Below are 24,442 nucleotides of genomic sequence, written 5' to 3' on the forward strand. Positions count from 1 at the left end.
TATGTCTTGTCATTCGAGATTCATTAATTATTCCCTAATTGCATCATAAGCTAAAGCATGCTATATTTCAATTGTTCGATAATATTCGAACTTTAAAACAGAGAAAGAGTGGGTGAAAGGAAAACCATGCATAAAGTCTCAACCGAATCCGAATATACTGCTGCACCAGCTTCCGCACCTTCGTTGAATAACGAGGGTTTGTTGACGGCTCTTCTCGCAATTGCCGTTGTGTTGGTCATCATGAATACAGCCATGTTTAATTTGGCGCTCCCGGACGTCACGGAAGCTTTTCATTTATCGGCCGCCGTCTCTTCCCTGATCGTCACCGGCTATTCGATCATGTTTGCCATCTCTTCCATCACGTTCAGCCGGCTTTCCGACTTCCTGCCGATCCGGCGTCTATTAACGATTGGACTTACAACGCTAGGCATCGCTGCCGTTGCCGGGTTGTTCAGCCCCAACTTCTGGGTGCTGCTCGCTGTTCGCGTTATTCAGGCGTCGGGGGCAGGAGCGGTGGTCTCGCTGTCGTTGGTGACCTTATCCCGCTACGTCCCTATCAAACGGCGCGGTAAAGCGATGGCCTTAATCATGTCGGCCGTCTCGCTAGGGCTCGGCCTAGGCCCGGTTGCCGGCGGCGCGATCGTGGAATACTTAGGCTGGAGATATCTGTTCATTATCACGGCGCTCACGCTGCTGCTCGTACCGTTGTTTCTGCGGAATATTCCGCGAGAACAGCCGGTTCGAGGGGCGTTTGATACGCTCGGCGCCATCTTCGTTGCTGTCGGCACAACCGGCTTGCTGCTGTTTCTGACGGAGCATTCCTGGCTGGCGCTGGTTCTGGGCGCAGTTGCGCTGACTCTGTTCGTCTGGCGCATTCGCACCGCCACCGACCCGTTCGTCTCGCCCGCGCTATTCCGTAACGGATCGTATTTATCCTTGTCGATCGTGGGCATCGCTTCGTATTTGTGCAGCTTTGCAACCTTGTTTTTGCTGCCGCAAATCCTGGTGCACCGCTTTGGCTTAACCGCCAGCCATGCCGGTCTAATCATCTTCCCGGGCTCGATCCTGGCGATGGTCGCCTCCCGCAGAGTCGGCTCCATCATTGATCGCCACGGCAACGGCGCGATCCTGCGGTATATTCCGCTGCTCGTACTCAGCTCCATGATCCTGTTCGCCTTGTTCAGCGGGCAATCCTGGTTGGCGATCCTGTTCATCTATATGCTGATAAGCTTAGGGTTTACGATGCTTTCGAGCAGCGTATCCAACGAAATCTCCCGGATTCTGCCGGCTTCCCAGGTTGGTTCGGGAATGGGGCTGTATCAACTGCTGCAGTTCTTTAGCGGGGCCTTTAGCGTCGCCATGGCCTCCAGTGCCATGGAATGGCAGCATGGCCTGTCGCTGTCCGCCGCTTACTCCAACATTTTCTGGGGTTTGATGGTGATGGCGTTGCTGGCGCTCGGCTCGTCGATGGTTTATTTGCGCAGCATGGCTGTCAAAGGAAGCCCGCAGCAAGGAACTTCTTTGGAAGTATAACCCGGTTAAATAATCAACAGGCTTAGACGGGATACCATCGGAATAAACCGCACATTTCGTGCGGTTTATTTATTTTATATTGACAAGCCCCTATCGTACATCTATAATATTAAAAATTTACAACTTAAATGTCCATCAAATATACATAGGTACTATGTACCTATGTAGTCACCTCTTTTAAAAAATGAGGAGGTATCCTTATTGAATCATCAGTCTCTTTCTCAATTAATTACTGAGATAAAGCAATTATTGCATGGGATGAACCATGATTTAGAATCAAGAAAAATCCAGACAAACAACTTTGTATTTGCTACCTATGAGATCTGGCGCCATATTCATGAATATCGGACCCAGTTTAACATCACTCCCGCTGATCAAATTTACAAAAATCTAAATATGGTCGCCGGTTACTGCTCAAAAATCCAAACTGAACTTGACGCTAATTATTTCAATGTCAAAAAAGCAGTGTCACTCTTCATGCAATTGCGCAAAGTAACAAAAAGGCTGGAAATTGATGCTGCCAAAACGCTTTATAAGATGGAAACACAAAAAAACAGTTCAAAAATGCTCACTATCTCAGAAGTTGTAATAGGCACTAATAAAAACGATAAGACGATACGGCGCCACATCTTCTCAGGAAAGCTCAAAGCATACAAACTGGCAAAGGAATGGTTTATTCCTTACGAGGAAGTGATTCGTGTTTATGGAGGGTATATTCACAAAGGAGTTAATGAAAGTAAATGAAGGCTCCAGAGAATTGTCCTAGGAAGGGGTTGATATACATGGCGGAATTTATTGCTTCGCTTAGTGCTAGAACAGTGGAACTACTTGGTCTGACATTAAAACCTGGAACCCCCATTTTTATTGGGGAAGAAAACCTTGAACATATGAGAAAAAACCATCCTGAGGATTACCAAAATTACAGTAAACATATCGCTGATATCATAAAAAATCCTCATTATGTTTCAAAACACCCTAAGGACGGTTCTATCCAATACATAAAAGAATTGGATAGTCGTGTGCTTGTTGCAGTTCGAACAACACAGTCTGGTAAGCTGTTTGTTCGTACACTGTTTTCTATGAACCCCAAAAAGTGGGAAAACTACGTTAATAGCGGTTATATTTTGAAATACTAACCATAGCAGGTTTGCAAGCTGTTATGGTTAGTAGGTGGCTAATCTTGATATAGTATTACGTTTACGGTATAATAAATTCAGCTAAATTGGAATACACTAAACTCGGAGAGAATTTGAGGTTGGAACAGGCAGCCAACGCCCCACGGTTTTCGTGGTTAGGAGATGTGGATCGTCGCCCACCAAATTCTCTCTAAAGTAAAAGACCGCTTCTGCGGTCTTTTACTTTTCCCCTGATATTCAATCCGCAAACTTATTCCGCTTCCCGCAATCTCTCCACAATCGTTGCTCGCGACATCCTGCGGTAAGAGGACAAGGTTACGATCAGAGCCATCGCGATAAGCAGCGTCACCATGCAGCCCATCGGCAGCGGACTCATTTGGAAATCCGTAAAGGCCATCCCGTCCGCTACTCCTTTGGCGACGAGATACGTCAAGCCCATCCCCGCCGTACCGACGATCAGGATGGTTAGCGCGACGCTGTAAAGGCTCTCCAGCACGAGCATCGTTTTCAGTTGCTTCCGGGTCATGCCAACGCTCTCCATAATCGCAAATTCACTCCGTCTTGACCACAACCCCGTAATCACCGTATTGATGTAGTTCAGGATTCCGATCAAACCAATCACTAAACTCAAGCTATAGCCGATCATTTGGAAAATGCGTATAACGCCTTGCATCTCCGCCTTGTAATCCTCCCGTGATTTGACGACCAAGCTTGGGTTGGATGCCGCAAGAGACTTCACCGCCGACTCCACCTCGTTCAGCTTTGCCGGATCGGCATGCAGGGTAGCAGACAACAGAATCGGATCCTTCACCGACTTCACGAACTCAGCCGACGGCAAATATACATTAAAGCCGCCTACGGTAAAAAATTGTGTCCCCGCCGCATACAACGCGTCCAAACTTAAAACCGCCATCACCTCGTAGCTCTTGCTCATTCCATCGAACTGGATTCGGTCACCAGGAAGATAATAACGGGCATACAGATCAGAAGTCAGATGTGCTTCCGTCACGAGTACATAATCGCCGGAGTTAAATTTGATTGGATCAAACGTTCCGGCAACAATATCCTTAGGATCAATTGCCTCATACCATCCAGGATCCAAGCCGTGGAACTGCAAATCAACGGTACCGCTCTGCAAGATCGAAGTGAACACCGGTTGGTTGGGGTCTTCCCCTGCCTTCGGCGGTTCAATAAACCTCAGGATCGTCTCATTTAACGGAAGCGAAGCCATCGTGTAGTGCACTTTGTCCACATTAATAACGCCAGCGATTTGCCTTAGGCTCTGAACGATCTCCTCCGTCAAGGCTGCCGTTTCCGGGGTTGCAACACCACTGCTTCTGACATCTTCCTTCACAACAAAATCACCGGTAATAAAGCTGTTCAGATACTTATTCACACTGAACGAAGAGATGACGGTGTAGATCACACTGAACAAAATCATACTCAGTGACAAAGAGGCCAGCATAAGCAGCAGCTTCTTTTTGTAGCGGAACAAATTCGCGAAGGCCATACGCGACAGCTTGGCTCCATGCGATGAACGTTTCACCTTACGTCCCGGACCCCGGCCCTCATTTCCGGAGATACCGGAATACCGCACAGCTTCTACAGGAGATATCCGCGAAGCGGTGCGCCCCGGTTTGCTGGCAGCGATCCGTACGGTCAGATAAGCAAAGAGGGCTGCTCCGATGAAAATCAAAGGATTGACGGAGCTTACCATCTCATCGGTGACTTCGCTGGAAAATCCATTCAACAGCGGCATCAGCCACACCCCGATCCCATAACCTAATGCCAGTCCAATCGGAAGTCCCACCCAATAGAGACGGTTCGCTTGCATGGAGATAACCCGTCTGAGCTGGCGCGGTGTTGTGCCGATTGTTTTTAAGAGACCGTAAAACTTAATATCCCGCACGACAGAGATATGAAAAATGTTGTAGATTAACAAATAGCCGCTGACCATGATAATTAGAATGAGGACGAGAAAAGCTGCGACGCTTGTCGGATCCTCCTCCAACCCGACACTGCTATAACCCCAATTCACCCCATATGGAGCGTCCACTCCGGTATCCGACATCACCTTTTGCAGCTTCTTCTCAATACCAAAGGAATTATCGAACATGACATCCAACCGAATCGTATTCACGTAACTGCCCGTTAACCGGGTCTCGCTCGGATCATACTGTGATAAATGCTGCTGGACGTATGCCTCTGATACGAATGCCTCCCCCACCATCGACAGGTTCCGGTCCGCAGGAAAATAACCTGACAACACAAACTCTTGGGAAACTTCCTGTCCGTCGATCTTCAAATCCAGCTTCACCTTGGCACCCAGTTGATGGGGGACACCAAGCAAATCAAGCACCCAAGTACTTGTCGCGATCCCATTCGCTTCTGTGGGTAAGCCGCCTTCCTCAAATCGGATGAAGCTGTGCTTTACCTCGTTTTCGTCGATCTGGTGGACTTGCAGTTCCGTACCGCGAAACACATCGCTTGTCGCAATGCCAACGACAACGGCTTGCCCGTACCCCTTGATCGATGGATGCTGCCGGAGCTTCTCGGCCTCCTCCGGGGTCAAATATTTGAAGCCGCCATGGTAATCGCTGCCGACGGTCTTCATCTTGGTCAGCTGCATCGACTCATTGATACTGAACGCCATCGTAAATACCGAGGTGAGCAGCAGCGTCGTAAGCACAATAGCACTGACAATCATCGCGTTGCGCGGCAGATTTGCTTTCAAGCTTCGGCCTACGATCGTTAGGATCCCTTTTCGCTTATTCATCGCCATCCGACGCCCCCGCCCCTTGACCAGCACGGTCGGAACGACTGACAATCCGGCCGTCCTCGATACGTACGATTCGATCCGCGGTCAGTGCGATCTCTTCATTGTGCGTGATCATCACGATCGTCTGATGGAACCGCTCGCTCATCTGCTTCAGCAGGACCATCACTTCCTGGCTTGTTTTACTGTCCAGGTTGCCGGTAGGCTCGTCTGCCAAGACGATGGTTGGCTTGGTGGCCAGTGCCCGGGCAATCGCCACCCGTTGCTGCTGCCCGCCGGACAGGTTCGCCGGAAGATGATACATCTTATCGAACAGCCCCAGCGCATCGATCACCTGATTCACATGCTCTTGATCCACATGCGTCCCATCCAGCTCGATCGGCAGCACGATATTTTCGTACACATTCAAGACGGGAATCAGATTATAGCTTTGAAACACAAACCCAACCGACCGCCGCCGGAAAATCGTCATCTTCTCGTCGTTCATGGCATAAATATCGTTCCCGTCCACGTATACCTTGCCGTCGGTGGGGCGGTCCAAGCCGCCCAGCATGTGGAGCAGCGTACTTTTCCCGCTGCCGCTGGTCCCCACGATGGCGACAAACTCGCCTTTCTCCACACTTAACGTGATCCCGTTCAGCGCCTTGACCGCGTTCGCTCCTTGCACATAATACTTCTTCAGCTCTTCCACTTGTAAGATCGGCATTTTCGGTCTCACCCTCCCAATAAAAAATCCTGCACGGGGTTCGTACAGGACTTAATGTAGCAAACCAATCTAACGACCCGGTGTCCAAAAAATAACACGATCGACATTATTCCCTACGGAATGGGCAGAAATACGGAGAAAACCGAACCCTCGCTCAATCTGGACGACACCTTGATATACCCGCCTTGGGCTGCGATAATTTCCCGGGCCAGATACAAGCCGATACCGACGCCTTCGTATTGGGCCGCGTCCTTGCTGCGGTAAAAACGCTTGAAAATCTCATTCCATTCCTGCTCCGCGATACCCATGCCCTGGTCGGCAACATCGATGCGCGTGAACATTTCTCCGGCTTGTACCGAAATCCGTATGCCTTTTCCATCCGCGCTGTATTTGACCGCATTTTCCAGCAGGTTAAACAAAGCCTCGCCCGTCCATTTCGAATCGTGCCGCACCTGAATCTCCGGGTCGCAGTCGATGGCGATCGGGATGCTTTTGCGCTCCGCGGCTGCATAAACCTGGGAAACGGCCTGCGAGATCGTTGGAATCAGCGGGGACACGGCCGTTTGCAAGGCGATCATTCCCGTCTCGAGCCGCGACATTTTGATCAAGGACCCGATCAGCCAATCGAGCTTAACGGCTTGCGCTTTCACTTGGGCTGCATACTGGTGGGCCTCCTCGTTCAGCTCCGGGATCTCCTCCAGCAGCTCGGCGTACAGCCTGATGCTCGACAGCGGCGTTTTCGTTTGGTGGGAAATATCGGAGAGAAGCGTCTGAAGCTGGCTCCGCTGCGCTTGAATTTGCCCTTCTCGCGTCCGAGCAAGCTCCACATAACGGAACACCTTATTCTCGAGTGCGGAAAGCTCCGTCTCCTCATAGCCGGTCAGGCGCGGTCGGCCGGCGATCGCCGTATCCACGATCTCGTAAGCCGCCTGAATAGCGGCAACAGACCTCGCCCGCAGCTTCCAGACAAAGGAGCCGGCCACGATGAGCAGCGCCGCAGCAAAGCCGGCGGGGAGCCAAATCGGCGGCGTAAACACTTCCCCGGCCCAGATCCAGGCCGCCAGCGGATAGCCGAGCACGAGAAGGACAAACAGCGTTCCACATACGATGTAAAGCCAATCGAAGGCAAGCGGGTTTCGCCGTACCCAACCAGCTTGTCCGCCCGTTCGCGGCAGGGGGTGATGTTTCGCAAACTCCTCCCCCCGTTCCTTCCCCCCACCAATCTCCTCGTCGATGGTCATGCCTGCACCCCCGCGTCGTTCCACAGGTACCCCAAACCATATACCGTTTTGATGAATGTAGGTGCGGAGGGTTCGTCCTCAATTTTCGCCCGCAATCGTTTAATCGTAACGGTCAACGCGTTTTCTTCCACAAACTCAGCCTCTTGTCCCCACACCTGGAAGATCAACTGCTCCCGGGTCAGAATTTGTCCACGGTGACTCACCAGCGCTTTCAGCAGCTTTTGCTCCGTCACGCTAAGCGAGAGGGCAGTCCCCTCCTTGCGGTAGTCCATTTTGCCGAAATCAAAAGCCAAGGATCCGATCATCACTTTATCCTCCCGACTTGGATCGCAGCGCCGAAGCACAGCCATCACCCGCGACCGCAGCACCATCAAGATAAACGGCTTCGTAATGTAGTCATCCCCTCCCAGCTCAAACCCCATCACGATATCGGACTCCATATCATTGGCCGTCAGGAAAATGACCGGCACCCGCGAGGTGCTTGGCGCAGAAATCCAAGCCGCTTCCGTCCGGCAGACGGACGTCCAGCAGCACCAGATCGATCCCCCCTGAGGACAGCCGCGCCTTGGCCCCGGCGAGATCGTAAGCCTGCTCCACGGCGATGCCGTCCCGGGCTAACGTCAACGCGATGCCTTTATTTAATCCCACATCATCTTCTACGATCAGAATGGCTGTCATTGCGATGTACTCCCTTTCCCTTTCCCTTTCCGGTCCTACCTACTTGAAAATTATACATGATCCCAACCTCGGAGAAGTGTGTTATATCTGACATGGGCAACAGAAAACGCCGCAGACCTGTTAGCAGCCAGCGGCGTTGGGGTGAAGAAAAGGACATCTTATTTACTTTTTCCGACTCCGCAGCTCCTTCATGATCTTGCGGCCGGTTGGCGTTTGCGCCAGCCCGCCTTGGGCGGTTTCGCGGTGGCGGCTAGGCATGGCCGAGCCGACCTCCAGCATCACGTCGATCACTTCGTCCGACGGGATTGCGCTGCGTACGCCGGCCAGCGCCATATCAGCGGCGGCCAACGCATTGACCGCCCCAAAGCCGTTACGCACGATGCAGGGAATCTCCACCAGGCCGCCAACGGGATCACAGATCAGGCCCAGCGTGTTCTTGAGCGCGAGGCCAACGGCGTGCACCGCCTGCTCCGGCGTCCCGCCGCGCAGCTCGACCATCGCCCCGGCCGCCATTCCGATCGCCGAACCAACCTCCGCCTGGCAGCCGCCTTCCGCGCCGGAAATAAACGAATTATTGGCGATCACATAGCCGATGGCTCCAGCGCAAAACAACCCGCGCACGAGACGCTCATCCTCCCAGCCGAAGCGCTCTTGGGCGCTGACGAACACGCCCGGGATGATGCCGCAGGAGCCCGCTGTCGGGGTGGCGACGATCCGCCCCATCGAGGCGTTCACCTCGGACACCGCCAGCGCGTAGGCCATGGCCTGGCAAGCGATGTCGCCGACCGAAGCCTCACCGCCGCTGCGGTAGGCCTCGACCCTTTTGGCATCGCCGCCGGTCAGCCCGCTTGTGGAGACGATGTCCTCGGTCAGTCCTTTATGAACCGCCGATTTCATGATTTGGTAGTATTCGTTCATGGCGGCCAGGATCTCCGCCTCCGATTGCCCGCTCTCCGCCGCCTGGTCCTGAATCATGATTTCGGAAATCGTCTGGGATTCCCGCTCGCACAGCTCCACCAGTTCCCGCAAATTTTTAAAACGCATCGCCCCTGCTCCCTTCTTATCTCGTCAGATCGATATAAGCTACCCGGCTGACATGCTCCAGCGAGCCGATCGCCTCCATTAATTCCGGAGGGACCGACGAGTCAGCTTCCACCACAGTTAACGCTTCGGCGGTCCGCCCTTTCCGGTCGGTGATGATGTAGCCGATATTGACATTCTCCCGGCTGAACATGGCGGTGATGCCGGCCAATACGCCTTGCCGATCCGCATGGGAGATGACCAGCGTCGGCAACTCGCCCGAGCTTTTCACCTCAAAACCGTCAATGCTGCGAATAACGATTGTCCCTCCGCCGATGGAAGCGCCCATGACCTCCGTATGCCGGCCGTCTTGGCTCGTTAATGTGATTTTAACCGTATTCGGATGAGTACCAGGCAGGACCCCCGTGAAAAAAACAACCCTTACTCCCTGCTCCGCCGCGTCCCGCAGCGAATGGCGGATTCGTTCGTCGTCCGTGCGGTAATCGAGAATGCCGCCAACGATGGCCAAATCGGTTCCGTGTCCGCTGTACGTTTCGGCAAAAGAGCCATAGAAGCTAATCGCCGCTTCCGTCGGCGCGCTCCCCAGCAGTTGACGGGCAAACCGTCCGATCCGTACTGCCCCGGCCGTATGCGAACTCGAAGGCCCGATCATCGCGGGACCGATAATGGAGAATACATTTTTAAATCGCATCATTTAACCTCTCCCTTGTATACAATCCGGATGACCCCGCCAGCCAGCACGACGTAAAAAAGGACAAAGCAAAAAGGCTGCTGCCCCTTCGCTCTGTCCCCGTTACCTGAAAGTTTAATGTCCCCCGCAAAACCGCTGCTTTAGGTTCCATGTACCTCTTGGGTGGCTGATCGCTCTCTCCAGAGTGGCGTCCGATCATGGTCCTTGTACCTGAGAGATTCGGCTGCCGGTTTGCAGGGCCGGCCCTTTGCTCCTTCGGTGCCGCTAGGAGGTTCCCCTATCATTGGGTTCCTCTGCGGACTCTCCCATCATCCTCATTCGCCGATATGAATTTGTGTTTAATGTAAAACGAAGTTAGCAAGATGTCAAGATAACTTACATAAGATTACGTCTTTTGTTAAGCTATTCTAGTCATATTTTCCTATTTTTATGTGAAAATATGTATATTTTTCATATATAGCCACTTGTATCCCTAAATTTACAGATATATACTATCCCCAACAACTCCAGATTTTACCTTATTTTATGAAATGTTGAAAATAGGGTGCACTCCGCGTTAACTTTCCTTCACATCAGACGACTTACTCGAACGTTTGACCTCTCACTCCACATCCGGCTTCAGCTTCTCATTCATCATGGCATACTCGCATTTGCATCCACTCACTTGGCTTCTATAAAGGAGGTGATGAACGAAAGGGACATGAGCTCAAATCGTTGTCTGGCATAACGTGTCCGGACTATGCTGACGTTTCTCCGGGCGACCGTCAAAGGATGTACTTTAAAACCTAATAAAGGGAGTGAAGAAGTTGATAAGTCTCAAGAGATTTCGCAAATCTTTCTCGATTGGCATGTCGATCCTTCTAGCGTTGACCCTCGTTCCCGTTGCCTCCGCCGACAACAGCAGCGCATCGGGAAAAAGCAGCCTGAAGTCGACCGCGCCCCACGTGGCCGAAGCCAAGATCGATGCTAAATTGCAGACTCAGTTTAAGCAGGACGACTTCGTCACCTACCTAATCAAACTCAAAGATCAAACCGACACGGCTTCGGTCGCCAAGCTGGCTCTCCAAAAAGCCAAGCTGGAGAAAGCTACTCCTTCCGCCGCCAAGCTGTCCGCCCGGACCTCCGTCATCAGCGCACTGCGCGAGACGGCCTCCCGCAGCCAATTCGCACTGGAGGACTACTTGCGGAAAGCCCAAGATTCCGGAGAGGTGAAGGACTACAAAAGCTACTTTATCGTAAATGCCATGGCGGTGACAAGTACAAAAGAGGTACTCGAACAAATCGCCCTTTTTCCGGAAGTGGAGAAGATCCTTCCTAATGAAGAACGTCACCTTCAAAAGGTCGAAATTCATAAAGAACCGGCAACGTTGCCTGCCGTTGAGACGCCTTCCGCTAAACCGGCGGACGGGAAGTCAGCCGCTCAAGCCGGTGTCGGCAAAGAACCCTCCGATGTTACGCCAAGCAGCGTCGAGTGGAATATCGCCCAGGTGAATGCCCCCGAGGTTTGGAATATGGGCATCGACGGGACCGGCATCGTGGTTGCTAACCTCGATACCGGCGTTGAATATACCCACCCGGCCTTGAGCAGCAAATGGCGCGGATTGGATGCCTCGGGGAATATCGTGGATCCCGAGCTCAGCTGGTACGATCCGCATAGCCATGCTTCGCTGCCGACGGATGGCCACGGCCACGGCACGCACACCATGGGAACCATGGTCGGCGCGGAGCCGGACGGCTCGAACCAGATCGGCGTCGCGCCTGGGGCGAAATGGATCGCGGTCCGGATCTTTAACCCCTCCACGACCGATGCCATCATCCTCGATGGCGGCCAATGGCTGCTTGCCCCGGTCGATTCCGAAGGGAATCTCCATCCGGAGCTGGCTCCCGACGTGGTCAACAACTCTTGGGGCGGTGGGCCCGGTATCGATGAATGGTTCCGCCCGATCGTACAGGCTTGGAGAAGCGCGCAAATCTTCCCTGAGTTTTCCGCGGGCAACACGGATATTTTCAACCCGGGCGGTCCCGGTTCCGTAGCTGCGCCAGCCAACTACCCCGAAGCGTTCGCCACGGGTGCCACGGACATCAACGGGAACCTGGCGGATTTCTCTTTGCGGGGACCGTCGCCTTACGATGAAATTAAACCGGAGGTTTCCGCACCAGGCGTAAATATTCGCTCCTCCGTTCCCGGCGGAGCCTATGAGGGCGGCTGGGACGGCACCTCGATGGCAGGTCCGCATACGACGGCCATTGCCGCCTTATTGCTGCAGGCGAACCACTCCCTCACGGTGGACCAGCTGGAAGATATCCTAACCAGCACAGCCACGCCGCGTACGGATGGCGAGTATGAAGCGGTACCCAATAACGGGTATGGATACGGCATCGTAAATGCCCTGGACGCCGTGGGCACCGTCTTGGAAGGTGTCGGCACCGTTTCCGGGCGTGTGGTGACCGGCGGAGAGGACTTGGACGAGCCGGTCCTGGAGCATACGCCGCCTACTTTAGTATATGAAGGCTTTGATGTGACGTTATCCGCTCATGTAAGCGACGAAGTAGCCGTCACGTCGGTCGAGTTTTACGCCAAAGAAGCTGGAACCAGCCATTATTTATATCTTCCGGCCAAGCGTGTGTCCGGGAACGAGAAGGATGGCGTATATGAAGCGACCGTCCCCGCTTTCCTGATCGGAACGGCCGGGCTTGAATATTACATTCGGGTGAATGACTACGGCAACAACGGGTTTGACAGTAAGCCGTACACTGTAACGGTTTCGGCCGGCATCGAGCCCGGATATTTGCAGGACTTCGAATCGGAGCCCATCGGGTTCCAATCGGGCGGAACGGGAAACACCTGGGCATGGGGAACACCGGTTAGCGGACCGGGCAGTGCCTATTCCGGAGAAAAGGTGTACGCCACCAATCTAACCGGCAGCTACGCTTCCGGTGCCGACTCGTATCTGCTGACGCCGCCGATCAATTTGACCGATAGTCCGCAAGGGGCGTTGCTCTCTTTTAAACAATGGTATGACCTCGAGGAGGGGCGCGATATCGGCACGGTGTACATCGCTTCCTTAGACACTGATTACGCGTTCGTACCACTCGCAGAATTCACCGGCACGAGCGGCGGCTGGAAAACGCAATACCTGGACCTGCGCGACTACGCCGGCGAGCAAATTTACCTGCAGTTTGGGCTGAACAGCGACGGTTCCGTGCAGAAGGCCGGTTGGTACCTGGACGACCTGTCCCTGCAAGCCCCTGATGCGGATGCGCCAGCAGCGCCTGTGGATCTGACCGGCTCCGTCAACTTTGCCGGCAGCGCCGAGTTATCCTGGTCCCCGTCCGCCGATGAGGACGTGAAGCTGTACACGGTGTACCGTTCGACTACTTCGGGATCCGGCTATGCGGAGATCGGGACAACCGGCCAGACCGAATTTACCGACACCGCAACCGAAACGGAGCATACCTATTATTACGCGGTCACCGCTACGGATTACAGCGACAATGAAAGCGTCAAATCCAACGAGCTGGAGCTGACGGTCGTACGTCCGGTGACAGTATTCAGCGACAACTTCGACGGCAGCAGCGATAACGGCTGGACGCACAGCGGCACACGGGACGAATGGGAACGCGGCACCCCTGTGGAACCTGGTCCGGCTAGCGCCGTCTCTGCACCAAACGTATGGGGAACCGATCTCGACAACAATTACGAGAATGGAACTACTGCTTCTCTCGTTTCCCCGACGATCGATTTGAGCACCGTCGATAATGCTACCCTGCTGTTTGATCAATGGTTCGAAATTGAAACCAATTACGATTACGGTTATGTGGAGATCAGCTCCGATAGCGGAACGACGTGGAACGAGCTGGGCAAATTCTCGCATAACACCAATGGCAAGCAGTGGAGCCCGGTTTATTACGATCTTGAGGATTATGTCGGGGAGCAAGTACAGGTGCGGTTCCGCTTAACAACGGACGGAAGTGTTGTGAAACCCGGTTGGTACATCGACAACGTTCAGGTGTTAAGCGCAAATACACCGGAGGCTCTGGTGACGAAAAACGTGCTTGGCGAAGCCGGAACGAAAGCGGACAAAGCGGTGAAATCCGGGCCGGCCTACAAGCTGACTCGCACAAGCAAGTCCGAATACGAACAGCTGGTCAAGCAAGCGAAACCTGCCGGTGAAATCGGCATCAGCAGCCTGCCGGCCAGCGCAACCGTAACCGTGCTGGAAACCGGGCGCTCGGTGAAAACCGATCCCGCCACCGGACGGTATAGCTTAAACCACGTTGCCGGCGACTACACGCTGAAAGCGGAAGCCTACGGATATTATCCGCAAACGGTCAATGTGACCATCGCCGATCAGGCCAACGCCAAGGTGAACTTCAGCCTGCAGGCGATTCCGAAAGGAACCCTCAGCGGGACGATCACCGATGAACGCACCGGAGAGCCGATTGAAGGAGCTACTGTGATGGTGCTGGAAGATGCAACAATCCCACCGCAAACCACCGGAGCGGATGGCGGCTTCTCCCTTGAGGTGCTGGAGGGCACCTATACCTTGTCGGTAAGAGCGGCCGATTATTACGGGGATACGTTAACCGTCACGGTGCCGCCGAACGGCACAGCCGATGGCTCGCTGGCGCTCAAGCCGTTTGTAGGCTTGCCGGGCGAAATCGCCTACGATGACGGCACGGCAGAAAATGCCTGGGCCTTCAACGCGGCCAACAACGCCTGGGCGGTGCGTATGACGCCGGATGCCGGTGCGGTGCAAGTCACCGGTGCATCGATTCGCTTCTGGAACACCGAATGGCCGGTTCCAGGCGGAACCGCCTTCCAATACGCCGTTTACGATGCCTCCGGCCCGGACGGGGCTCCCGGACGGCAACTGGCCGGTCCGTTTGACGGCACGGCACTGCGCAACGACCAATGGACCGTGCTCGAGCTGCCGGAGCCGGTCACTGTAGAAGGCGACTTCTACATCGTGTATATTCAGACCTTAGCCGGAACAAGCGCCCCGGGGTTAGCCACCGACGAAACCGGCCCGAACGCTCAGCGCAGCTGGAGTCGGATCAGCGGGACGTGGAGCCAGACGCCTGCAGAAGAAGGCAACTACATGATTCGCGCCATCGTGCGTTACCCGGTAAACGCGCCGGTCATTACGTCGCCGGTGGACGGCTCTTATACGAATGAATCGACCTTCACCGTAACCGGAACCTCGCCGGCCAACAACGCTGACGTGAAGGTGTACAACGGCACCGAGCTGGCGGGCGAAACCACGGTCGAAAACGGACAGTTCAGCCTGCCGATTGAGCTTCACGACGGAGCCAACGCGTTGTCCGCAGAAGTGATCGTGAACGGGAAAACAACGGATCGGTCGCTGCCCGTCACCGTTACGCTGGACACCACTGCTCCGGAGCTGGAGGTAGTTTCCCCGGTGGACGGCTTCCGGACCAATTCGGAAGTGTTAAACGTGACGGGTTCTGCGCTGGATGAGTTCATCCACAAGCTGACCGTAAACGGTCAAGAGGTTCCGCTGGAAGGCAGCGGCGCGTTCGCGTACCGCATGCTGATCAATGCCGGCGAGAATCTGGTCACCGTAACCGCGACGGACCTCGCCGGGAACGAAACGACGGTCACCCGGACCGTATACGTGGATACCGAACTGCCGGAAATCAGCAATCTGTCGCCGGCAGAGGACGTGCATTTGACAGCGGGCGAAGCGCTGTCGGTCTCTTTTGACAGTGTTCCAGGGCTGACGGCTTCGTTCCGCATCGAATTACCGTTGTCGTTATCCAGCGGTTCGAGCAACGGAATTCCGATCACGGAAACGACACCAGGACATTATGAGGGAACGTACACGACGCCTGCATCGCTTGTTCTGGAAGGCGGCCTAATCGTGGTTACGGTTCGCGATGCGGCAGGGAACAGCGGCGACTTCCAGGCCCCGGGCCAATTGTTTGTTAGCGCACCAGGCGAAGATCCCGGGGAAGATCCCGGAGAGGATCCGGGAAACACGCCGAACGTCCTCCCGGTTGCCGTGATCGATGCTGTGGAGCGCGCAGCGAAGAATAAGCAAATCGACTTTGATGGGTCCGCCTCCTCGGATGCCGACGGCCGCATCGTCCGCTACAGCTGGTCGTTCAGCGACGGCGGCACCGAGCTTGGCCCCAAAGTCAAACACCGCTTCTCCACCGCCGGTGCGTATACCGTCACCTTGACGGTGACCGATGACGACGGTGCAGTTAGCAGCGTGGTACACAAAATCGTGATCCGGTAATTCTCGGACTCGATCCGAAAGCAGATCAGCCCCAAGCGGTTATTGCCGTTTGGGGCTGATTTTTGTTCCGATATTTAACAAGCCGAGAAGCTGCGGATCACCTCTTCGAACGCGGGCTCAGCCATATCAACATCATCGATGTCGCCCCAATCGCCCAGCACCCGGATGATCTCCATCGTCCCGATCTCATGGCGGTTCGCCTCAACAACCACCGTGTCGTCTTCGATACCCGCCACCCGAAACGGCAGCCTCCCCGCTTCCGCTTCTTCCGGTACCCGGAAAGGGCCGCGAAACTTAACACGGATCTCCGTTGGTAAGCCGATCTGTTCCCGCAACGTTGGGATCGTGCCGTCGTAAGTCAGCCTTCCTTGATCGATCACCATCACGCGGCTGCACAGCTGTTCGATATCGTCCATGTCGTGGGTCGTGAGCAGGATCGTTTTGCCGAAATCCCGGTTCAGCTTAAGCAAAAACTGCCGAATGTTCCGCTTCGCATGTACGTCGAGGCCAATCGTCGGCTCGTCCAGGAATAGCAGATCCGGGTCATGCAGCATCGCCGCCGCGATGTCGGCCCGCATTCGTTGACCCAGCGACAGCTTGCGGACCGGGGTCAACCAGAACTCGCGCAAATCCAGCAGCTCGGCGAACTGGTCCAGCCGCTGCGCCTTCTCCTCACTGCTGACGCCGTACATCTCTGCGAGGATATCGTAGGAATCCTTCACCGGCAAATCCCACCACAGCTGGCTGCGCTGCCCGAATACGACGCCAAGCTGACGCACCGCCTGATGACGTTCCCGGTGCGGATTGATGCCGCCCACTCTGACCTCGCCAGAGGTCGGGTGCAGGATGCCGGTGAGCATTTTGATCGTCGTTGATTTGCCTGCTCCGTTCGGCCCGATGTATCCGACGAACTCCCCGCGCTCGACCTGAAAGCTGATGCCGCGCACGGCCTCCTTCAACCGATGCTCCCGCGAAAATAACGTGCGGATCCCGGAAAATTTGCCTTCGTGTACAACCGGTGTCTTGAAATCTTTTGTTAAATTGTGAACCTCAATCATCATCGTCCTGTCCCTCCCTTAGCTTCCCGTACTCTGGTATTTGGTGATGCCATAGCGCCAAAACCGCAGGCTGGCGAATAAACAAATGACCGCAACCCCCGACGTTGCTGCAAGCACCCAGGATCCCATGTCGCCGCGCAAAAGATACAACGACGGCACGTAATTAACGAATCCGACCGGGATGGCGAATAGCAGTAATGATGACATCCATTTCGGATACAAGGTCAGTGGATATTGCGCCGCGGTGCGGGCGGCGTCTTCCGTAATGTTCTGCAGCTCGACGATCCGGGTCGTCCAGAAGCCCAGCGTAGCGGTAGCCAGCCCAATCGAGAACAGGATGACCGCCCCCGTCAGGATGATAAATAACGTTGCGATCACGGCAGTCCAGCCGATTTGCCCGCTGCGCATCATCGCGCCCAGCGCCCAGCTTAGGATGAACCCGCCCTGCAGCAGCTCGGCGGGCATAAGCCGAAACTTCTGCGGCATTAGCGCCAGCAGCACCGGCATGGGCCGGGTTAGCAGTTGGTCGAGTTCGCCACCAACGAGATATTTTTCCAGATGATGCACTTCATCTGCAAACGTGCGGTAGATCGTTTTGGATAACGTCATCACCGCAAACAGGTACCCGATCTCGTACACCGACCACCCTCGGATTGCGCCAAACCGGTCTAATACGATCGCTACCATCAGAAATTCGGAGATTTGAACCAGCGCAGCCAGCAGGATGCCCACCACAAAGTTAAATTTGTATTGCATCCGGCTTCGGATCGTCGTGCGAACCAGCAGCCTGTAGAGTCTTAACCAGGAACGTATTTTTGCCGGATTCATCCCCCTTGCACCTCCACCTTCCGCCGCAGCAGCTTCGTAGCCAATAGACATAACAAGGTCATCAGGGCGCACCAAAATACCGTCCCCCCTAAGGCAAAGACGTTTCCGTTTCCGAGATATAACGTTGTTGGCACATACAGCAAATAAGGGTAAGGCGTGAGCCAAGCGAAGGATTCAAGCCAGCCGGGCAGCCATTCCAACGGAATAAAAAAGCCGGCGAGCAAATTAACCAACGCGTGATGGCCCCAATACAGCCAAGACGACTCTGTGGTCCATAAAGCGCTGATTCCGATGAGATAGTTGATGCAAATGGATAAGTAGGAGGCCCCCAGCAAGCCCGCGACGGTGAACAAAACGGCAGCTCCATCGCCCGGAACCGGCAGGGAAAAGACGAAAAAATACAGGAGATAAATCGGGATGGATTTGTACACGAGCTGGTAGGCGATCTGCCCCCATTCCTTGGCCATCATGTGGGTAAACAAGTGGATGGGCCGCATCAGATCCAAGGCGATTTGCCCGGTCCTGACGGATTGCGGAATGCCAAGCCCGTTCGTGATGAAGCTGGTGACCCAGAGGGCGGACTGCGTAAAGGCGATGTAAGCGACCATGCCTTGCGTTCCGTAGGTTCCCAGCGAGTGGTCCCGGCCTAGCCCGATCCAGATACACGCGTACATGAAGCCAAACATGGCGCTTGCGATATTATGCACCAGGTGGGCTCCGCGGTACTGTACATTGCGGGCGTAGGCTTTGGAAGCCAGGGTGAAATAAAGCCCAGGGTTGATCATTTGACACCTCCGATAAGCATGTTTAGAGCGAACATCTTCACTCTCCGGACGGCGGACCCGTCCACTTCAGACAAGGCGAAAAGGAAAGAAGGACACTATCTTACCTTATATTGGGGAGTGTGGCAAGAAAATTTTTCCTTTGGTGATGGCGGGATAGCGGAATTTATTACCGTTATTGCGGCTGATCTCGCGGAATTGCCGAAAATAGCGCCAAAAAGTCCCCTATTTCCTCGATTCCCTAAGTGGAACCAGAAATAAGGGACTTTTTTACCGTTAGACAGAACTGTGGGGTCGAACGCCAACGTTACGCTTCACGAATCCGGTACAGCACGCTGTCGAAGTCGCCGCGCAGGGGCAGCTCAATGCCGATGTGCATCAGGCTGCGGCCGCTCCAGGTGCCGGACACCCCTTCGATCGCGTAGGTTTTGTCCGGCGCGAGGCCTTGCAGACGCAAGCGAGGCAGGCGGTCGCCCAGCCGTTGCGAATGCAGGAACGCCAGCAGCACGCTATCCCCGCGGGCTGCGTCCACGTACAGGACCGCCGTTACGCCGAGGTGGCTTAATGCATCCAGCCGATACTGGTCGCCGAACTGCACCAGCGGGCGGATCGCTTTATATTGCTGGACGAACCCGGCCGCCTCCTCCAGTTCCGCGTCGCTCCAATGGTTGAGGTTCGCACCGATGCCCAGCGTCCCCATCATTGAACTATGGAACCGGTACGGCAGCGACAGTACACGGCGGTTCATCCCGGTAGGCGACTCCGTCACCCAACAGGTCATCATCTTAGGAGCATACACATAGGAGAAGCCCTCCTGGATGCTCAGCCGGTCGAAGGCATCCGTATTATCGCTAGGCCAAGACTGATCGGCATATTGGAAAATGCCAAGGTCAATCCGCGAGCCCCCGCCCGCACAAGTCTCAAACTCCACATGCGGGAACCGCCGGCGCAGCTCGGCCCAGATCTCATACAGGCTTTGCACATGCCGAATCCAAATCTCCTTCTGACGATTCAGCGGATGATCCTTCATCCCCGGCTCCGTCACCGTCCGGTTCATGTCCCACTTAATGAACTTGATTTGATGCTGGCTGAGCAATTCGGTCATGAACTCCAGAATGTAGTTTTTGACCTCCGGCTTGGAGAGGTTTAAGAGCAGCTGGTTGCGCAGCTCCGTCCGCCCCCGGGTCGGAAAATGGTACACCCAATCCGGATGCCGTCGGTACAGGTCACTGTCCGGGTTTACGGCTTCGGGCTCCACCCAGATCCCAAACTCCATGCCCAGCTCATGCACCCGATCGATCAACTCACCTAGCCCGTTCGGGAACTTCTCCCGGTTGACGACCCAGTCGCCCAGCCCGGCCCGATCGTGGTTACGCGCTCCAAACCAGCCGTCGTCAACGACGAACAGCTCCACGCCAAGCTTGGCTGCTCGCTCCGCTAATGCCATTTGGTCCTGCGCGTTCACGTCGAAGTACGTCGCTTCCCACGAGTTGTACAGCACTTTACGCGGCTCCCGGCTCGGCAGCACGTAATCATGCTGATAGCGGTGCAGCTTGCGGCTCATCCCGCCGAACCCGGCGGCGCTGTAACCGCCGATAAACGCAGGCGTGACAAACGTCTCGCCGGGGCCAAGCAGCCACGTGCTGTCGAAGTCGTGGATGCCGCCGGTCACGCGGACGTGACCAAACGTTGTTTGTTCCGCGACGATTTTCCAGTTGCCGCTCCACGCCAGCGCCCCGAACCAGACATCGCCGCGGTCCTCCGCCGCCGTCCCGTCATCGACGGCAAACCACGGATTGGCATGGCTGTCGGTGAAGCCGCGCCGCGATTCAAGCATCTTTTTGCCTTCGGATAAGAAAGTGCGACGCAGTTGGAACTCGCCGGCCCATTTCCCGGTCACATGGGTGAACCGGTAGTCCCGCAGTACCGGCATCGTCCAGGCGGCCGATTGCGTCGTCTCCAACAGCACCGGCTCACCGCCCAAATTCACGAAGCTGGCAGAACGCACCAGCACATCGTGCTCGGGAATTACCGCGTAGCTCAAACGAACCTCAAACGGATACACCTCATCCTGAAACGTAAGTGACAGCGTATCTTTCCCATTTTGTTGATCGACCCGGCATCCAACATATTTCGGACAAAAATCCCGTACTCCATCCGGCCAAGTCACTTTTAACGACGGCTCAACATACCCGACACTGCCCCAGAAGCTGTACTCCTCCGCTTCCCGTTCGATCTCCGCGTCGAAGGAGCTATGCCCCCGCGTCCCCAACAGCGGCAAGGCCTCTACCGGATCGATCGGCGCTCCCCAATACAGATGCTGCAGCCGTCCTTTCTCATTCAAACCAAATACGTAAGAGCTGCCGTTCGTTTGCAACGCGAATAATTGATTTTGTTCATCTACCCAAATGGCCATGTTTAGATCACCGTCCGCTGAGTGAGTTTAAATAGTTTCGCTTCGGCCGGCTTCAGGTCGACAACCAGCTCGCCTGCAGTTTCTTGTTCCGTACCTTCCCACAAATCATCAACCCGGTACAGTAACTTCGGATGAAGCCCTGCCCGCGCCAAAGATACCGTCTTTCGGGCTCCCCTCGTCCCATCGAAGTTAAACACCGCCATATACAATGCATCTCCGCCGTTTGCATCTGAAGCGGGGGCCTCCAACACAAAGACATCGGCAGCTCGATCGTGAAAGCCCCACTCCAGCGGCCGGAAGGTCTGCCCCAAACGGGCGACGTCCATCACCGCGCGATTGCCCAGCCAAGCCTTGGCGCGTTCTGCGGCGCCTTCCTTGCGGAAGTCATCGCCAAGCAACAGCAGCGTTCCGGCAATGACCGATGCCGTCAGGCGGCTCCGCCCTTCATGCCATCCGGTCTCGTCCTGGTTGAAGCTTTTGTAGAGGACCGTGTGGTCCGGATCGTTAAACCGATACAAGCGGTCATTCATCCACCAGCCATAAGTCAACGAATTGAGCAAATACTCCGTATCACCGATCTGTCCAAACACATCGCAGGAAATGCGGCGGCTATGGGCAAAAGCATACGGGAACAGCGGCGCAATCGACAGGTTGATGAAAAACGGTCGTCCAACCGCCTCCGGCGACAGCTTCGCCGCCAGATAAGATAGTCCGTAGCGGTAAGCCGCAATGCCGGTCGTGATCACAGGGTCATAATGCTTCCCTTCCAGCGCCCCGTGCGCCATGAAGTCAAGCTTCACGTACTCGAAGCCTTCGCGAAGGATTTTCTCCGTAAACCAATCGATCCGCTGCAACGCCCCCGGATGCGTGGGATCAATCGCCAGACCGCCGGCGATATCGGCTACAATCTCCCCTTCCGCGTCGCGAAGCAGGATCTCGCCGTACGTATACTTGCCGCCCGTGCCCTCCACTTCCCGGCTGAATTGCTCCGGACTGCCCCAGAACGCAAACGGCGTCCAATACGTGCCTGGCTTATGCCCGTTCTCCCGCACCCGGCCTAGCGCATCCTCCATCTCTTCCGCCGTCAGTCGGTCCCAAAAAGCGTCGAAGTTGATATAGAGCGTCTCCCCGCTCTCAAAACCCAGCGGTTGCATTTCACGCTTCAGAAAATCACTGGTTGACGTATACAACTCGTAATCTAACGTGCTCATCGCCGCCGACCAGCTGTTCCAGCCAAACGGTACACCGCCTTCCCACTTCAGCGGCGGCTCCACCGCCGCATTGGCTCGGCCATACGCCTCCAGCCCCTCGCGGTAATCCTCATAATATCCCGCGAACACCAGCGGGGATTCCACCCGCGGCCCGTGCACATACCCGTGCGGCTGCGTATCTCGTGTCATCACGCCCGCTGCCCCGGCGTACAGCTCGAACTCGTCCAGCTTACCAGCATGTTCGCTTCGAATACGGATGCCCGTCTTCCAAACGTCGTGGGACACCGATCCCGTCACGAAGCCCCGCCGGCTGCCCGGATAAAACAACGCGGCCGCTTCATAGCTTTCCGTCTCCCACGGCAACGGCTGTGCAATGTAACGCACCCATTTATCGTTGTCGTAAGGGATACGCAGTGCATGCAATGGGTCCTCCCCGGATGCCTCGTGACGGGAGGGGGCGTGATCGATACTCAGTTTGGCAGACTGCAGCACCGTAATCCGGTTTAACTTCAGCCCAGCCTCCCCTGCCACAACGACCTGAATTAAGAAGAACGGCTGCTGATCATAAAGGTAAAAATATTGCTCCACCCTCGGTAACCCCGGTTTTTCATGATAAATCCCCACCTGTAGGCCTTGCCCAAAGGCATCGTTTAGCTCCTTCGGCTCCCCCATCATTTCATGGCGTTCATACAGGCCGGTATTGTATTCCCTCCCCTGCCACCGAAACGCGCTGCGGATCTCTTGCCAGACCAGCGCTTCGCGGCAGGTCCAAGTAAAGGTGCCGCCGGCCAGATCATAGCTCAACCGGGCAAGCCCGTTATCAAAATGCTTTAGCCTATCCGTTTCCGCCCAAAAGCGGACTTTTTCCGTGATATGTCCGTCTGTGGTCATTTAACTCCACCCCTTCTCCGCCTATTCGCCCTCATTATAAAGTCGAAACCTGCGGGGTTCCATGCAACGATGTTCCGATTGATAACGGGAAATGACTTTTTTGTCTGGCCGATATTCTGCGCTACGTGTGGCGCGAGTCAAAATGTTGCATTACCTACAACATTTCTGGCCCATATGAGGCGATAAACCCTAAAATGTTGTATTTAGTACAACATTTTAGGGCAATTGGGGTCTTCAACCGCAAAAATCGGCCGGGCCCCCGAATATTGGACACTTTAGGATCAAACCTAAGATAGACGCAGTTAAACGGCGATTTTAAACGCGTTTACTTCGTTTCTCTCCAATTTCGCTGCAAATTCAGTGGGAGAGTAGCCGTATAAACTCATGTGAATTCGGTGGTTATTGTAAAAGTCCATGAATTGGTCAAGAACATCGAACGCTTCTTCAAAACTCATAAAGACGTGCCGCTTGAAACACTCACGCTCCAAGATACTGTGAAATGACTCAATGTACGCATTTTTGTTTGGAGTTCGGTTCGGTGTTCTCTCATGGATCAGTAACTCTTTGTTGTTCTCGAAAAACTCTCTAAACTTGTGGCTCTTGAATTGTGGACCGTTGTCGGTACGTACAACCAGCGGCGTTTCTTGGCCGTACACGCCTCTTTTTAAGAGGGCTTTGTGTAGTGTGGTAAGCAGATCCTTCGTCTTGGACTCCTTACCGCGGTATTGTCCAACCACATTTCGGTCGTATACATCGATAATACTAGCGGTATAAAAGTAACGTTCCAGGCCGGCTATATAACCATATTTAATATCCATCTGCCACAGCTGGTTGGGTCCTGTAACCTCCATATTGTTGGCCAGACGGCGTGGATAAGACTGTTTAGGTTTTACCGACTTGCCTAGGATATCGAGATCCTTGCAGAGCCTGTACACCTTCTTCTTGTTAATCTTAAGATGATGCTGCCGGCGTAAGGCAATCGTGAGTTTTCGGTATCCATAGGCAGATTCCTCACCTTCCAGCAGCTTCATAATCAGGTGTTTAATCCGCGTATCGGCCACTTTCTTCCCATCAAAGGTATAGGAGTATCCAGGTACGGGACGCCCGCCTTGAGGGGCTTGTTTAGGATTCGTAAGCTTGAGCGAATAGTAATACGATGAACGCGGAACACCACAGATCTTAAGCACA

At 54.7% G+C, this 24,442-nt stretch carries 17 protein-coding genes and 1 riboswitch; of the genes, 4 read left to right on the forward strand and 13 right to left on the reverse strand.

The annotated features are described in order from the left end of the window. Positions 1–126 precede the first annotated feature (126 nt). The 3 genes from BN3277_RS23375 to BN3277_RS23385 all read left to right on the forward strand — a co-directional run bounded on the left by BN3277_RS23375 (position 127) and on the right by BN3277_RS23385 (position 2,669). Positions 127–1,533 (forward strand): MFS transporter, encoded by a 1,407-nt coding sequence (locus BN3277_RS23375; RefSeq protein ID WP_059046809.1) that lies wholly within the window; start codon positions 127–129, stop codon positions 1,531–1,533. Between the two features lie 201 nt (positions 1,534–1,734). Continuing rightward, positions 1,735–2,277 (forward strand): helix-turn-helix domain-containing protein, encoded by a 543-nt coding sequence (locus BN3277_RS23380; RefSeq protein WP_059046811.1) that lies wholly within the window; start codon positions 1,735–1,737, stop codon positions 2,275–2,277. Positions 2,278–2,315: 38 nt separating this feature from the next. Then, positions 2,316–2,669 carry a PBECR3 domain-containing polyvalent protein gene (locus BN3277_RS23385; RefSeq protein WP_059047469.1) on the forward strand — a complete coding sequence of 118 codons (354 nt, stop codon included), beginning with the start codon at positions 2,316–2,318 and terminating at the stop codon, positions 2,667–2,669. A 250-nt stretch (positions 2,670–2,919) separates the two neighbouring features. On the opposite strand, the gene BN3277_RS23390 is transcribed toward BN3277_RS23385, so the two are convergent. The 7 genes from BN3277_RS23390 to sdaAB all read right to left on the reverse strand — a co-directional run bounded on the left by BN3277_RS23390 (position 2,920) and on the right by sdaAB (position 9,802). Then, positions 2,920–5,496: an ABC transporter permease gene (locus BN3277_RS23390; protein WP_232436497.1), complete on the reverse strand. Its 2,577-nt coding sequence runs from the start codon at positions 5,494–5,496 to the stop codon at positions 2,920–2,922. Further along, positions 5,438–6,151 carry an ABC transporter ATP-binding protein gene (locus tag BN3277_RS23395; RefSeq protein WP_059046815.1) on the reverse strand — a complete coding sequence of 238 codons (714 nt, stop codon included), beginning with the start codon at positions 6,149–6,151 and terminating at the stop codon, positions 5,438–5,440. The genes BN3277_RS23390 and BN3277_RS23395 overlap by 59 nt, the downstream gene beginning before the upstream one ends. Positions 6,152–6,264: 113 nt before the next feature. Further along, positions 6,265–7,392 (reverse strand): sensor histidine kinase, encoded by a 1,128-nt coding sequence (locus BN3277_RS23400; protein WP_082691587.1) that lies wholly within the window; start codon positions 7,390–7,392, stop codon positions 6,265–6,267. Next, positions 7,389–7,814 (reverse strand): winged helix-turn-helix domain-containing protein, encoded by a 426-nt coding sequence (locus BN3277_RS26340; protein WP_316244822.1) that lies wholly within the window; start codon positions 7,812–7,814, stop codon positions 7,389–7,391. The genes BN3277_RS23400 and BN3277_RS26340 overlap by 4 nt, the downstream gene beginning before the upstream one ends. A 19-nt stretch (positions 7,815–7,833) precedes the next feature. Beyond that, a complete protein-coding gene (locus BN3277_RS26345; RefSeq protein ID WP_316244820.1) occupies positions 7,834–8,070 on the reverse strand; it encodes a response regulator transcription factor in 237 nt (78 codons plus the stop codon). 162 nt (positions 8,071–8,232) lie between these two features. After that, complete coding sequence (gene sdaAA / locus BN3277_RS23410) at positions 8,233–9,114, reverse strand: L-serine ammonia-lyase, iron-sulfur-dependent, subunit alpha (RefSeq protein ID WP_059046816.1); 882 nt, start codon at positions 9,112–9,114, stop codon at positions 8,233–8,235. Positions 9,115–9,130: 16 nt separating this feature from the next. After that, positions 9,131–9,802 (reverse strand): L-serine ammonia-lyase, iron-sulfur-dependent subunit beta, encoded by a 672-nt coding sequence (sdaAB, locus tag BN3277_RS23415; protein ID WP_059046819.1) that lies wholly within the window; start codon positions 9,800–9,802, stop codon positions 9,131–9,133. A gap of 188 nt (positions 9,803–9,990) precedes the next feature. Continuing rightward, positions 9,991–10,120, reverse strand: a riboswitch (glycine riboswitch). Between the two features lie 488 nt (positions 10,121–10,608). On the opposite strand from sdaAB, the gene BN3277_RS23420 reads away from it, so the two are divergent. Then, complete coding sequence (locus tag BN3277_RS23420) at positions 10,609–16,068, forward strand: S8 family serine peptidase (RefSeq protein ID WP_059046821.1); 5,460 nt, start codon at positions 10,609–10,611, stop codon at positions 16,066–16,068. A 74-nt stretch (positions 16,069–16,142) separates the two neighbouring features. Here the strand turns inward: BN3277_RS23420 and BN3277_RS23425 are convergent, their stop codons facing one another. From BN3277_RS23425 to BN3277_RS23455, 6 genes are all read right to left on the reverse strand, one after another. Next, a complete protein-coding gene (locus BN3277_RS23425; protein WP_059047473.1) occupies positions 16,143–17,126 on the reverse strand; it encodes an ABC transporter ATP-binding protein in 984 nt (327 codons plus the stop codon). An 18-nt stretch (positions 17,127–17,144) separates the two neighbouring features. Further along, positions 17,145–17,954 (reverse strand): ABC transporter permease, encoded by an 810-nt coding sequence (locus BN3277_RS23430; protein ID WP_059046823.1) that lies wholly within the window; start codon positions 17,952–17,954, stop codon positions 17,145–17,147. Beyond that, the gene (locus BN3277_RS23435; protein ID WP_059046825.1) at positions 17,951–18,739 is read right to left on the reverse strand and encodes an ABC transporter permease; all 789 of its coding nucleotides are present in this window, start codon (positions 18,737–18,739) and stop codon (positions 17,951–17,953) included. The genes BN3277_RS23430 and BN3277_RS23435 overlap by 4 nt, the downstream gene beginning before the upstream one ends. 304 nt (positions 18,740–19,043) lie before the next feature. Then, the gene (locus BN3277_RS23445; RefSeq protein ID WP_059046829.1) at positions 19,044–21,152 is read right to left on the reverse strand and encodes an alpha-galactosidase; all 2,109 of its coding nucleotides are present in this window, start codon (positions 21,150–21,152) and stop codon (positions 19,044–19,046) included. A gap of 2 nt (positions 21,153–21,154) precedes the next feature. Then, positions 21,155–23,254, reverse strand: a complete 2,100-nt coding sequence (locus BN3277_RS23450) for an alpha-galactosidase (RefSeq protein WP_059046831.1) — start codon at positions 23,252–23,254, stop codon at positions 21,155–21,157. Between the two features lie 302 nt (positions 23,255–23,556). After that, positions 23,557–24,441, reverse strand: a complete 885-nt coding sequence (locus BN3277_RS23455; protein ID WP_059041932.1) for an IS3 family transposase — start codon at positions 24,439–24,441, stop codon at positions 23,557–23,559. Position 24,442 lies beyond the last annotated feature (1 nt).

It is taken from the genome of Paenibacillus rubinfantis (assembly GCF_001486505.1).
GTDB lineage: Bacteria > Bacillota > Bacilli > Paenibacillales > Paenibacillaceae > Fontibacillus > Fontibacillus rubinfantis.